Annotated in this window: 9 protein-coding genes; 2 read left to right on the top strand and 7 right to left on the bottom strand. The window is 45.0% G+C overall.

From position 1 onward, the window contains the following. Positions 1–18 precede the first annotated feature (18 nt). From FLA_RS07585 to FLA_RS07570, 4 genes are read right to left on the bottom strand one after another with little or no spacing between them, the layout of a single operon-like run. Positions 19–1,008, bottom strand: a complete 990-nt coding sequence (locus tag FLA_RS07585) for a hypothetical protein (RefSeq protein ID WP_076379864.1) — start codon at positions 1,006–1,008, stop codon at positions 19–21. 35 nt (positions 1,009–1,043) lie between these two features. Further along, positions 1,044–2,141 carry a DUF4859 domain-containing protein gene (locus FLA_RS07580; protein WP_084206283.1) on the bottom strand — a complete coding sequence of 366 codons (1,098 nt, stop codon included), beginning with the start codon at positions 2,139–2,141 and terminating at the stop codon, positions 1,044–1,046. Between the two features lie 27 nt (positions 2,142–2,168). Further along, positions 2,169–3,692: a RagB/SusD family nutrient uptake outer membrane protein gene (locus FLA_RS07575; protein ID WP_076379866.1), complete on the bottom strand. Its 1,524-nt coding sequence runs from the start codon at positions 3,690–3,692 to the stop codon at positions 2,169–2,171. Between the two features lie 35 nt (positions 3,693–3,727). Continuing rightward, a complete protein-coding gene (locus FLA_RS07570) occupies positions 3,728–6,949 on the bottom strand; it encodes a SusC/RagA family TonB-linked outer membrane protein (RefSeq protein ID WP_197705870.1) in 3,222 nt (1,073 codons plus the stop codon). 294 nt (positions 6,950–7,243) lie between these two features. Between FLA_RS07570 and FLA_RS07565 the strand changes: the two genes are divergently transcribed. Together FLA_RS07565 and FLA_RS07560 are read left to right on the top strand one after the other, a co-directional pair. Then, positions 7,244–8,641: a family 43 glycosylhydrolase gene (locus FLA_RS07565; RefSeq protein ID WP_231940405.1), complete on the top strand. Its 1,398-nt coding sequence runs from the start codon at positions 7,244–7,246 to the stop codon at positions 8,639–8,641. Positions 8,642–8,725: 84 nt separating this feature from the next. Then, on the top strand, positions 8,726–9,538 hold the full coding sequence (locus tag FLA_RS07560) for an ATP-grasp domain-containing protein (protein ID WP_084206284.1): 813 nt from the start codon (positions 8,726–8,728) through the stop codon (positions 9,536–9,538). Positions 9,539–9,607: 69 nt separating this feature from the next. Here FLA_RS07560 and FLA_RS07555 read toward each other — a convergent pair whose 3' ends face one another. Genes FLA_RS07555 through FLA_RS07545 form a run of 3 tightly spaced genes read right to left on the bottom strand, consistent with a single transcriptional unit; the run spans position 9,608 to position 13,123 of the window. Beyond that, positions 9,608–10,681: a hypothetical protein gene (locus FLA_RS07555; protein WP_076379869.1), complete on the bottom strand. Its 1,074-nt coding sequence runs from the start codon at positions 10,679–10,681 to the stop codon at positions 9,608–9,610. Positions 10,682–10,698: 17 nt separating this feature from the next. Further along, positions 10,699–11,646, bottom strand: coding sequence for a putative zinc-binding metallopeptidase (locus FLA_RS07550; protein WP_076379870.1), 948 nt, complete (start codon positions 11,644–11,646; stop codon positions 10,699–10,701). Between the two features lie 28 nt (positions 11,647–11,674). Further along, positions 11,675–13,123: a RagB/SusD family nutrient uptake outer membrane protein gene (locus FLA_RS07545; protein ID WP_076379871.1), complete on the bottom strand. Its 1,449-nt coding sequence runs from the start codon at positions 13,121–13,123 to the stop codon at positions 11,675–11,677. Between the last annotated feature and the right edge of the window lie 10 nt (positions 13,124–13,133).

The raw sequence follows: 13,133 nt of genomic DNA, 5'->3' as shown, positions 1-13,133 counted from the left end.
TAGAAATAGTTTAGGGATTTATCGGTGTGTAATAGTATTCAGGTGAGCTGTTACATAATAAGTACCACTGGTAATACCATAAGTAAGTGAAGTCATACTTTTTACCACATTTGTTTCAGTGGTGTTAAATATCTGGTAGTCTAAGCGGCAGCTAACATCAGGTAAAGTTTGCCCGTTATCCAGTAACACATTGGTGTAATAAGGAAAGGCTAAACCCGAATAAGGCAGTTGTTGCACTAATGTTGAATCGGTAAGCACCAAAGGATAGTACGGTGCCCAGTTATGTAAGGTTGGTAAACTGGTTGACCAGGCTTTTACTTCCCCGTTTTTAGGGTTAAAAGCTTTTCCGTTCTTATCAACAAACTTGTATACAATAGCAGCCTGCTCGGTACCACTTACATATTGCACATCCACCGGGCAATTGGCATCATTATCCCACCCCTGCAACACAGTAGTTTTGGTAACATCCCATATTTGCACACGACGCCAGTTGATTTTATAAGGCTCAGCAACAGGTTTAATAGTTATCTGGCAGGCATCTTTCAGGTATTTCTCACCGTTGATATTAGATACCACCAGGTCCATATTATACGTTCCCGCAGGTACGTAAGTGGTTGCAGCCGTAAACTGCAAACGCCCGCCAATATCTGCAATATTGAAAGGACGCACCAGGCTGTCGTTCAGCTTGGCGTTGAACAACGCCAGTGTAGAATCGGTATAATCGAGTGTGCCTTTAAACGTTTTAATAGAACGCGGTGTGCGCAATATGCTATCCGCATCGTTACCATCTGCATCGCGCAAAGCAGCCAGTTCCACATGCAAAGGCGCAGAAGAACCGTTCAGTACCAACGAGCCCGAAACAGCGGTAACCCCCTGTTGTACTTCAAACGGATTTACCGTGTAAAAAATATCATCGCTCAGATAACCGCGCACTTTTTTTTGACACGCTATGCCTGCCAACAGCATAACGGATATTCCCATCACTTTTTTTATAGTAAGCTTACGCATATAGTAGCCGTTTTAAATGTTAACTGATAGTAGCACTATACAAGTGTTACATGAATGGTGATAATCACCGATAATACAGTTCCGTTAGACTTGGTATAGGCAATCACCTGCTTCAACGTATAGGTGTCGCCCACTTTAGCGTGATCGGGATATTGCCCCACATTCACGATAAAAGTACCCGGTGTAAATTCTGCAAAAAGATAAGCGTCATCGCCCCAGTTAGCCACATAGCCATTTTTATCAAACCAAAAGCCAGGAGCATTGGCAGTATAACCGCTGTTTAAATTACCATTAGGCTCTAACGCATAATATTTCCAGTCGGCATTTCCGGCATTGATCATATCTCCAATAGTAGCGGCATCTACGCCAAAGAAACCGGCTATTTTATCCGATTCCAGTTGCACCGGCGATAAGGTATAATCAGTACTGCTCTGCGTCACGTTTACATTGTACAACAAATCCAGTTCGGTAGGCAATTTGTCACCTATCAGGTTTAACGCTGCGTTATTCACCAGCACATTCAAATTGGTACCCGTGGCTGTTTTAATGCCCGTGGTCTGGCATTTGAGTATAGCATCGGTTTCGTCATTGGCAGGAGCATCGGGACTACCATCTAATACACCGTTTATTTTAACATACTGCAAGGTGTAATAAGTAAAGGTGGTGGTAGCCACATAGTACGAAGATGCCAGCTTGGAAATGCCCACTTCAGTACCTGCCCAGTTTTCGTGCGTTTGTACCGTGGTAGTAGCATTATCCAATGTAAGCGAAGCATCCGCAAACATGTACTGCGTTAAAAATTTGGAATTGATCTTTGCATATAAATCTTCTAACGTAACAATGTTATTCGCGCTCATAACCCGTTGTATGGCATAATCAGTAGGTGCGAAAAAAGAACCTGCCTTATTCACAGAATCCTTCAGCCCAAAATGATCTACAATTAGCAGCAGGGTGTCAAAATAGTGATACGCATTCGCTGCCAGGTAATCGTAGGTGCTTAGCGAAGTATTGGCCGAAGCCAGTCCGCCATCTGTGCGGTAACTGTCCTTTTTGCATGAAGCCAGGCTTAGCATTACTACCAATACTCCCATCCAGAAACGAAAGCTGCCTGCTGTATATATTCTCATTTTCATTGTATCAAGTTGTGGTGAACAAAAATGCTAGTTGGTTAACAGTTGCTGCCAGTAAGGCGTTTGCTTTAACCCGGTGTTGGTAATCATTAAAGAAGGATCTACCGGCCAATAATATTTCCCTTTCAGAAACTCAGCATGAGTGATAAATAAAAATTTACTCACACCGGTTAAGCGTTCATTACGCACCAGGTCGTAATACCTGCTTCCTTCCAGAAACAACTCCCGGCCTCTTTCAGCCGTTACAGAATCAATCAGGGCAGTTCTTCCGGCTATATCTGCTACCTGAAACTCCTTCACACCGGCACGGCTTCTTACCTTGTTAATATCGGCAACTGCCGCACCGTAGTCCGGCGCCGCTGCCGCAGCATTGGCTTCTGCACGCAACAGGTATATATCTGCCAGCCTGAACACCACAATATTATTCTTCGACAAATAATAGGTAACATTATTCGCCAACACAGTAGAAATATTAGAATACTTGGTGCAATAGTAAAACTTGTTAGAACCGGAGTTTACATACGTGAACTCACTTACATACCTTTTATCCGTGGTATCGGAAAACAACTGTCCCAGCATATTGGCGCTGATTTGCCAGTTAGGAGTAGCTATGTTAGGCAAATAAGGAGTAGCCAATGTAAACTTGGCAATACTACCATCTGCATCCGTGCTCATAGCTTCGGTGGGAGCACTTTGCGCTATTTCAAAAATACTCTCGGCAGATTGGCCGCTGTATATGGATGGATAGCTGGCTCCGTTTACCAATGCATATCCTCCATGCAGGATCACCGAATCGCAAGCCATGCGGCAACTGTCGTAAGCGCCTTTCCAGGCATAGATATGCGCCAGCAAAGTAAACACGGCACCTTTATCGGCACGCACCGCGCGATCGGCAGCAATTCCGTCTTTATAATCCAGCCATTTACGGGCATCGTTTAAATCACTGATAGCAGCCTGCAACACCTTTTCCTGTGCCACACGCGGATCGCTGGTAATAGCCGAAATATCATCCTGGTAAGTAGTATCCAGTGGCACATCGCCCCATACACGGCTCATATAGAAATAATTAAAGGCACGGCAAAACTTAGCTTCGGCCAGGTACTTGTTTCTACGGGCTTGCTGCTCTTTGCGGGTATCCCCGGCAAAAGCTTCATCCGGCATCTGTTGCAGATAATGGATACAACGGTTGCTTTGCTGAACAGAAGTATAAAAAGGAGTCCACACCCTCAATTTCAACTTGGGATCTCCCGTAGCAGCATAAGACACCGAAATGGCCCAGTTAACCGAGTACATGTTTTTATAATCACCATTAGCCACATCCCCCCAATAGTCAGTAGGCAAATCGCCATAGGTATAAAAAGAACAGGCTGCATTAAAAGCCGACCGTATCAACGAATAGCAACCCGCTACCTGCGAATTAGCATCATCGTCCGATTTCCAGGAAGTAGGGTCTGTAACGGCACTTACAGGCTCCTGGTCCAAAAACTTATTACAGGCGGTGCAGTGCATCACCACAGCCAGCAACAGGTAGTAATATATATTTCTCCGTTTCATTGTAGCAATTTTTAAATGAGTGCAGGTAAGTGTTTTTACAAATCGACATTTAACCCTACAATTGTTTTTACACTGGTAGGATACGTAACGTTGCTCGATCCTGTGGTATAATCAAACACCGTAGGATCAACCAGCGCTTTAGACTGTCTGAACGTATGCACGTTGTTGACAGAAGCATACACACGAATACGCCTTACATGTAAACGATTCGCCAACTGGTTAGGCAATATATAACCCGCCGTTATCTGCTGAATTTTCAAATACCCGCCTTTGTTTAAGAAATAGTCCCGGGCCACATTCCAGGGGTCCTGCGCAGTGCTGCCAGTGCCATACACCAGGCGTGGATACGTGGTTTGATCGCCGCTGGTTTGCCAGAACTGGTTGAGCATATTACTGTATACACCTGCCGGGCCAGCCACGCTGCCCCAGGCTGAGTAAGCACCACTACCATTTAAAGCATCAGAAAAAGTACCATTGATTAAATAATTACCCAGCGAATAATTGGCGAATATCGAAAGGCTGAAACCTTTATAGGAAAACGTGTTGGTAAAACCACCGGTAACACGCGGCATAGCACTTTTACCCGTATTTACTTTATCATCCAGGTTGATATTATAATCACCATTCTGATCTATTATTTTACTATCCCCGGCGTGCATGGTCGAGCCCATATAAGTCATCTTTTTACCGGTGATAGGGTCAGTAGGCACATCGGCTTCCGTAGCATACACACCACTGGTAATATAATCGCGGTAGGTAAACAACGGCTCGCCCATAGAAAGCGTTTTTTGCCACCACGATTCACCATATAACAAATCCTGTCCCCCATTGGGCAAACGCGTAATAAACCCATCGTTGAAAGAGATATTAAAGTTGGTATTCCACTGGAAATCCGATTTAGGCCCCATGTTGTTGGTGTTTACCGAAATTTCTAAGCCACGGTTAGTTAAATCGGCATAGTTACCGGAATAGTAAGCATACCCCGTGGTAGCTCCTGCCGGAATCATCCATAAATATTTATCTTTTGAATCTTTTTGATACCAGTCCACTACAAAGTTCACCCTGTTGTTAAACATAGACCAGTCCACACCTATATCCAGCTGCGGGTAACGCTCCCAGCGCACATCATTGCTCGATTTGGTAGCGCTGCTGCTATACCAGTTACCAAACGGATAGGGCGACACCACCGTAGTGCCATTATAGGTAGAGGGCGTTCCGGTTAAATAAGGACTTGTGGCCGTGCCACCCAGCGAACCTGTGGTGGCTCCGTAAAAGCCCGCATCAGCATATAACTGCTGGTACTTGGCATACCACGAACCAGGATCTTGCCCGGTAACGCCATAGCTGGCGCGTATTTTAAATGTATTCACCACCTTTTTCAAAGGCTCGAAAAATGCTTCATCTGCCACATTCCATCCTGCCGATACGGCATAGAAAGTACCCCAGCGATGATCGCGGCTGTAGATAGAGCTGGCATCCCTTCTTAACGAACCCGCCAGCATGTATTTGCCTTTGTAATCGTAATCGAAACGGCCATAATACGATTGCGTGGTTTTGGTTTGAATAGAAGAATACGTATTCAGATTAGCGCCTGCAGGAACCGTTTGCAGCGTATACACGCCCGATACATTGATACCCGCCGCAGAACTGCTGGTGTAGTACTGCTTTGCCTGGTAAGCCGAAAAACCACCCACCAGCGCAAGGTTATGATTGCCTATGTGCTTAAAATATTGCGCGTAGGTTTCCCAGGTCCAGTTAGGGTTGGACGCAGAAATATCATAAGCCACATTCTGAATACCATTCAACTCTTTGGGCGAAAAATACGCGTATTTGTCTATCGTGTTATTCATACCATACACCGTTGTCAGTGACAGATCGCGGGTGATGGTATCCGTCAGGCGCACACTGGTATTGTATAAGAACAGGTTGTTATCATCAAACCGGTTGCCCTTCCCGGAATATAATTCCACCAGCTTTTGCGACAGCTGGGCCAAAGAAGTAGGAAACACCCAGGAGGTGAACAAATACGGGTTACCCGCAATGCCAGCACCGTGATTACGTCGCTCCTTTGACATTTGCAGCGTTAAGCCTACCGACATTTTAGGGGCAGGGTTCAACTGCAAATCCAGGTTGGGCGCTATACGGTCAATACCATACCCACGCACAGCCCCCTGCTCGTTGTAGTGGTTAATGCCAAAGCGATAGTTATTTTTATTATCAAAGCCACCCGCCACAGTTAACTCTTCATTGTTCAGGTAAGTAGCTTCCCGTAACAACATACCCTGCCAGTCTACACTATTATTAAATGCCGGGTTTAAACTATCGGTTAGTTGAATGGGAATATTACCATTGTAAATATCTCCATAGCCCAACTGGCTGTTTAATAACTGTAGCTTGGCCCCACGCTCGGCATTACCCGTAATTACCGACATAAGCCTGGGTGAGGTAACCAGCCCCCCATACGCATTGAAACTCACCTGCGGACGGTTGGAAGGTGCACGGCGGGTTTTTACAATAATTACCCCGTTACCACCCCGGGCACCATAAATGGCAGCTGCCGAAGCATCTTTTAATACATCAATCGTTTCAATATCGTTGGGGTTAATCAGGCTTAACGGGTTAGCCAGCGAGTACGAGCCCACCATGTTATTCAAATCAAATATTACTCCATCTATCACATACAAAGGCTGGGTATTACCCCCATTGGCGTTGCCATAGTCTACGTTGGTAGAACCCCGTATAATAATATTGGTTTTAGCCCCCGGTTCGCCCGAACTGGACTGCACACTTACGTTAGGTATGCGGCCTTCCAACATGGCATCAAAACTTACGGCAGGCGTGTTTTTAATAACATCACCGCTTAAAGAAGAAATAGCGCCTGTTACCTTCTTGCGCGATTGGGTGCCATAGCCCACAATCACCACATCATCCAAAGCAGCGGATGCCTGTGTTAACACAATTTTACCCAGCTTATCTACCGCAACAGATAATGGTTTATACCCTACGTAGTTTACCTTAATACTTTTTAGGGTACTAAGCACATCAATAGTAAAGTCGCCATTTTTGTCGGTCTGGGCCAGGTGCTTACCGTTCCCGTCCTGTATGGTGGCCCCGATAACCGGTGCGCCATTGGCTTCCTGAACGTGCCCTGTCAGTTTTCTTTTTTCCTGTGCCTGGGATGCCAGCATGAGAAAGCATAGACATAGCGAGATAAAGCATGTTTTCGCCATGCCTGTAATAGGTTGTACCCGTCGCATAAACAGTCAGTTTTTAATAAATAATAGTTTCAAGCAATCGATTAAGCCGTTTAATATGTAAACCGCATTTTAGTAAAACTATTTATTAAAAAAAAACCAACTGCACTATTATTTAACAGATGCTAATTATAAATTAACTAAAAAATATCTCCGGCAATTATAGTTTAAACTTTGTGCCAATTCTCCGATCTATTCCCCAAAGAACCGGTTTCACTTCCAAACCTGCCTGGCAACACTTGCAGGTTTGAGCGTGAATAGCCTGATTACCAATACAATTTTAAAAACATTCCTACATTGGCAAAACGAATTGCGCCGCTTACGCTTGTCTTATTATTGTTTATGCAACCTGCCTTTGCACAAGCTCCCGGAAAATACAATGCTATCTATTCAGGCACGCCATGGCTGGATGACAAGGGCAATGCCGTAAGCGCCCACGGTGCTAATATTATTAAAGAAAAGAACAGGTATTACCTGTTTGGCGAACGGCACAGTGATACCAGTAATGCCTTTGTGGGTTTTAACTGCTATTCTTCCCCCGACCTTATTAACTGGACCTTTGAATCCATAGCCCTGCCACAGCAACCATCCGGCAAATTAGGCCCTAACAGGGTGGGCGAACGTGCTAAAGTAATGAAGTGCCCCGCTACTGGCGAATTTATCATGTATATGCACGTAGATACCATCGGCTATAAAGATCAGTTTGTAGGCTATGCCACGGCCAAACGCATTACCGGCCCCTATCTATTTAAAGGCCCCCTGCTGTTCAACGGCAAGCCCATCAAAAAATGGGATATGGGCACCTTTCAGGATAAAGATGGCACTGGATATGTGTTGCTGCATGGCGGCGACATTTATAAACTGAGTAACGATTTCACCTCGGTTACCGAACAGGTAAATAAAGCCATGGAACGCGGCTTTGAATCGCCCGCTATATTCCGCAAAGACAGCCTGTACTATTTCCTGGGCTCGCACCTCACCGGCTGGGAACGTAACGATAATTACTATTTCACCTCCCGTTCACTCAGCGGTCCCTGGACACAGCGAGGAACTTTTGCACCTGCCGGCACCCTTACCTGGAATTCGCAAACCACTTTTGTGCTACCCATTGAAAGTGAGCAAGATACCCTGTATATGTTTATGGGCGATCGCTGGTCGTATCCCAAACAAGCTTCTGCCGCCACTTATGTATGGCAGCCCTTTACCGTACAGGGCGATTCTTTATTCCTTCCGCAATACCTGCCCGCCTGGAAGCCCGGAGCCAGCAACAGCGCCGTAACAGCCCTGCCCATCACCGGTGAAACCATCCAGGCCGCCGACCAAAAAATCGCCTATACAGGAGAATGGAAGCAAGACACCTTAGCTGTGCGCAGCGCTGCCATAAAAGGCAACACCTTTACCACAACCTTTACAGGCACACGTATATTATTATATAGCCTGGCACGGCCCGATGGTGGCTATGCCGGCATAACCCTACGCAACAGTAAAGACAAGCAAATACTGCATGCAACGGTTGACATGTATTCTCAATACCCCACCTCTACCCTTTCTTTTGCCAGCCCATCGCTACCGCGCGGCACCTATACTTTACAGGTAACGGTGTTAGGAGAAAACTGGTATTGGACAGATAAACGTAATGGCCGAACGGGCAGCAAAGGCTATAACATCAGTGTAGAAAAGATAATAGTAGAATAAAGCCCCCCGATACACGCACAGGTAAATCCCCTTGCAACAAGCGAGGGGATTTCTTATTTTGCGCACAAATGGGCCTGATTATTCATGACAACATATAACCACATTCAATGGGTGGTACAGCGCAATCTCACCAGCCACGAAGACTATTCACACCTGCACAATAGTTGTGTTGCCCTGGGTATTCCTTTTATCGGGCTGGACATTATTCCTTTCACCCACGCCCTACCCGATTTTGATAAGCAAAAAAGGTCTGTTATATATGGCTCAACCACCTTCAACAGGCTGGCTTATGAAGACCAACAGTTGAAACCCGGATTATTTTTTGATGAAGCATCCTTTTCCATTCAAAACTACCTGTATCACTGGGGAAGCCATATGCTTAATCACAGCGCCACCGTTACCACGTTTCGTGAACTATTCCTCAATGCTAACTGGCCTGGCGACAAGCAATTGTTTATACGTCCGGATGATGACAGTAAATCATTTTCTGGTGGTGTAAAACGTTTTGATGAACTCACCACCTGGTACCAGCAGTTAACACAGACCGAAGATACCGGGCTAACACCCGATACTAAGATTGTAGTAGCCCAACCCTGGAATATCGCCTGTGAATGGCGGTTATGGATGGTTAATAAAAAGATGGTAGCCGCATCGCAATACCGCCGGTATTTTAAACTCAGTAAGCAGGAAGGCTGCCCACCCGAAGTGCAGGCATTTGCCGAAGCCAGAGCCCTGGAATACACCCCGCACGATATATTTGTAATGGACATATGCCAGTGCGGTGATGGCTATTATATTGTAGAATGCGGCAGCATGAACGGCGCTGGATTTTACCATGCCCGCATACATGATATTGTAAGGAATGTATCGGACTATTTTGCGGCACAAGAGGCATAAACATCAACTACACTAAATAAAAAAGCCGGACAAATGCCCGGCTTTGCAATATAACCACAACCTACATTTCTAGCTTTTAATAAACTCCACCACTTTACCATCCAACTCGCCAGTGCTGTTAACACCCGCCAGCGACACCAGTACCGTTCCAACAGGAACGGTGTTTACATCGCCTGAATAAGCAGATTTTACCACGTAGAAGTTAGAAGCTTTTAAAGCTGCCGGAACGTTGGCAGTACTACTTACCAGGCTAAAACCAAACTGTGCAGCGCCAGGAATAAACTGTTGACCGTAGAAGCTGTAAAACAGGCTTAAACCGGTATATCCGGCAGGCACAGCTACCGTAGCGCCATTGGCTTTGATAGAGCAATTGCCTATACGCAAACTGGCTTCCGGAACAAACAGGTTAGAACCCGCTGCAAACAAAGCAGTGGAATTGGTAGCTGCTGAGTATAAAGAAGTCTCCTTATTGGTATTGCTGGTATAATAACCATTTAAATCAATCTTTTCCGGTGCAAAAGAGAAAATGCGGAAATCAAAGTCCAATACCCCTTCCTGCTTCAACAAGGGAAACAGTTCGGTATTGGTAAACGTAAGGCTCAACTGTACCGGTCCGTTGACATTATAGCGAAATCCCTTTTCAGCATCCGCAATATAAATGGGATTAAAATACTGAAAGTTAGGTAACACATACTTTGTATAAGTAACCAGCGAGGCATTCGCTGTGTTATTGAAAAGCAGGTCGCGCAGGTACCAGTCTGGGTAGCCGTTAAAAATATCCGCTAACTGAGAAGCCAGATCCTCCGTATCTACATCCAGTTTACCCGTGGCTATGGCTGCCACCAACTGATCGTAGGTTGATTTTTTGAAGATGGCTAGCGCATCTGCAGTAGAGTCTTTTCTAAATTTAGTCACAAAGCCCATCGACTCATCATTAAACTGTTCTGAACCGAGGGTCATAGGCCATACCCATTCTTTGTTTTCTGCACTGATAATATCAAAAGTGGCCTTAATATCCTTCTGTATGGTGTGCTCCTCTGGTGGCACCGTATTATCTACTTTCTTCTCGCAGGCACTGAATGTAGCCAACACCAGGCTTGCTACCAGCAACGCTTTGCTCCATTTATATATCTTGATTGTCATGGTAATTGCATTTAGTGTTATTCGTATTTTCTTTTCAGCAATAGCAACCTGTCTTTTACCGATTGCTGGTTCAGGTAGGCCTTTAACTTATCGATAGGTATTTTCAGCTTGTCAAAATACTTTGTTACCAGCCTGTACTTTTCAATGGTAGCCGGGTTGGTCAGGTACACACTGTTTAACACACTCTGCGATTTCCATATGATCGTTTGCACGTAGGTGGCAAAGTCTTCATGCTCATTTTGCATACCATAAGGGATAAAGAAGCCTTTGGCTATAGCTTGTGTCAGTGATACTGACTTATACTGATCACTACCTCTCAGATATTCTTTGCGGGCAGGCACTTCAAAACCATCCGGTATCTGGTGTTTGCTATCCAGGTAATGGGTGTATTCGTGATACACAAACCCTACCAAACCTGCATCGGCAGGAAAACTGCTGGGTGCCTGATCGTAAATAGCAGTGAAGTAATCCGCATCCGCATCTGCTCCTTTGGCACGCAATACCTGGCCAAAAGAACTAAGTCCTCCCAGGGTTAAACGGTTAGGCTGAATGTTACCTGCCTGGCCTGCCGTGCTTTCGCCAAAACTTTCACTACCTCCGTAGTTAATACCACTACCTATTAACATGATGGTTACCGGCGTTTCTTTTACACTGGTAATGCCAGGACCGGAAACGGTATCCATCGCTTTAAAAAACAATTCATCTACCAGCTCTATATAAGGCAATACATCTTCCTCTTTAGCAGGGTCGGCCACTACGTTAGGGGCAAATGCATAACGGTTCCATTCATATTCAAACAATACACCGTATTTATCAAACATTTCTTTACGCTTGCGGCCAAGTTCTGTGCTTTCGTCAAAAGTGGGTGCAGGCTCTACCTCTGCTGATAGTTTTGCTTCTGTTTTCCGGCATCCTACGCTGGCTGTAAGCAGCAGCAGGGATAACAGGCAGTATTTATAGTTCATACGTTATTATTTATAGTGTTGGTAATGGTTAATTTAATCCCATGTTACGGGTTATTTCTTCCAGCGGCAGCTTAATCACATAGTCCTCTGCCTTACTTACGGTATAAGTGCCTGAGCGACCCAGGTGCGATACGGCAATGTTATGCCTGCGTATATCAAACCAACGCATGCCCTCACTGCTAAAGCGAATGCGCTTAATCAGCAACAACATATCAATAGCTGGTTTGCGGGTAGTAAGGCCTGCCAGCTGGCTTTTCTTATTATTCCCCTCGGCAGTGGTAAATGTTTGATTATCTATCAGCAAGCTCAGGTCGGCAATAGCAACGCTGTTCATACCATTGTTCTTTTCAATAGAAGCCTCTGCCCTGTTAAAGTACACTTCATCCGCTGTTAACAAAGGCAGGTTGAAGTTGCGGGTAGAACTGTTGAAGAACTTACCAAACTTCTGAGGTACATAATCCCGGAACAAAGGACTGGTTTGAATGATATAGTTATTAGTGGGATCGGCACTGTTAGCCTGCATTAACTGCAACGCAGGGTAAGGATAAAAGCCATGAAAGAAATAGGCAATTAACTGGTAAGTGTTGCTACCCATTAAAATATCCGATTTGTTAGCCGGATCAAAATATAAGCCGGAATAAGCCGCATAGTCTGTATTTTCTGTACGTAATTTTCTTACGTTCAGCACAGATGGTCTGCGGTCAATAAGCATATTAGAGTATTTAATACAGTTGTCCCAATCTTTCTTGTTCAGGTATACCCTGCTTAACAAAGCCAGCACCGCATCTACACCAAATGAGAAAGGATCACCATCTACATCCTCCTCCTGTAACAGACTGTAAGCCTGCAACAGGTCGTCTTCTATTACATCATATAGTTTAGCAACAGTGGTAGTGGCATAGGGCACTATAGCTTCCCCGTTGTACTTTTCTATAAAAGGCACCGCCACATCTGTTGCAGCAGTAGAAGCATTATACTGTTTAGCAAATAAGCTCACCAGCATATAATTACAATAAGCACGTATCGCTTTTGCCCTGCCCAGTATCACTTTAACACGCGCTTCATCCTGTGCATTCCTGCTAGGGTAGGCTTTGGCCCTGTCTATTACCAGCAATGAATTAACCATGCAATAGTAATACCTTCTGAATGCCGTTACCGGGTTAAAACCGGATGACAGATACTGGTTAGACGAAATATTCTCCCGGTTACAGGCAAACTCAAAAATAGGCAGTAAGGCATCGGTAGCCGATGCTACTATATGGCCCGACAAGTCGCGGAAGACATAATCATCTGTCATCAGATCGGTAAAATGATGATCGGAATAAGGCAGGTTGGAGTTCAACACCTTTTCCATATCCGGCAATGTTTGTATCAGTGTACGGTTATCTACCGGTTCTTCCAGGAATTTGTTACAGGAAGTAGCACCTGTTGCCAGCAGTAGCACAAGCGCGATATATTGTATGTATTTACTTTTCATTCTTGAACAA

It is taken from the genome of Filimonas lacunae (assembly GCF_002355595.1).
GTDB classification, from domain to species: Bacteria; Bacteroidota; Bacteroidia; order Chitinophagales; family Chitinophagaceae; genus Filimonas; species Filimonas lacunae.
This window is presented reverse-complemented; position numbering and strand designations above follow the sequence as displayed.

Excerpts from the sequence above, each read along its gene's own strand:
- FLA_RS07585 (WP_076379864.1), bottom strand. The coding sequence starts at position 1,008 with ATGCGTAAGCTTACTATAAAAAAAGTGATGGGAATATCCGTTATGCTG.
- FLA_RS07580 (WP_084206283.1), bottom strand. The coding sequence starts at position 2,141 with ATGAAAATGAGAATATATACAGCAGGCAGCTTTCGTTTCTGGATGGGA.
- FLA_RS07575 (WP_076379866.1), bottom strand. The coding sequence starts at position 3,692 with ATGAAACGGAGAAATATATATTACTACCTGTTGCTGGCTGTGGTGATG.
- FLA_RS07570 (WP_197705870.1), bottom strand. The coding sequence starts at position 6,949 with ATGCGACGGGTACAACCTATTACAGGCATGGCGAAAACATGCTTTATC.
- FLA_RS07560 (WP_084206284.1), top strand. The coding sequence starts at position 8,726 with ATGACAACATATAACCACATTCAATGGGTGGTACAGCGCAATCTCACC.
- FLA_RS07555 (WP_076379869.1), bottom strand. The coding sequence starts at position 10,681 with ATGACAATCAAGATATATAAATGGAGCAAAGCGTTGCTGGTAGCAAGC.
- FLA_RS07550 (WP_076379870.1), bottom strand. The coding sequence starts at position 11,646 with ATGAACTATAAATACTGCCTGTTATCCCTGCTGCTGCTTACAGCCAGC.
- FLA_RS07545 (WP_076379871.1), bottom strand. The coding sequence starts at position 13,123 with ATGAAAAGTAAATACATACAATATATCGCGCTTGTGCTACTGCTGGCA.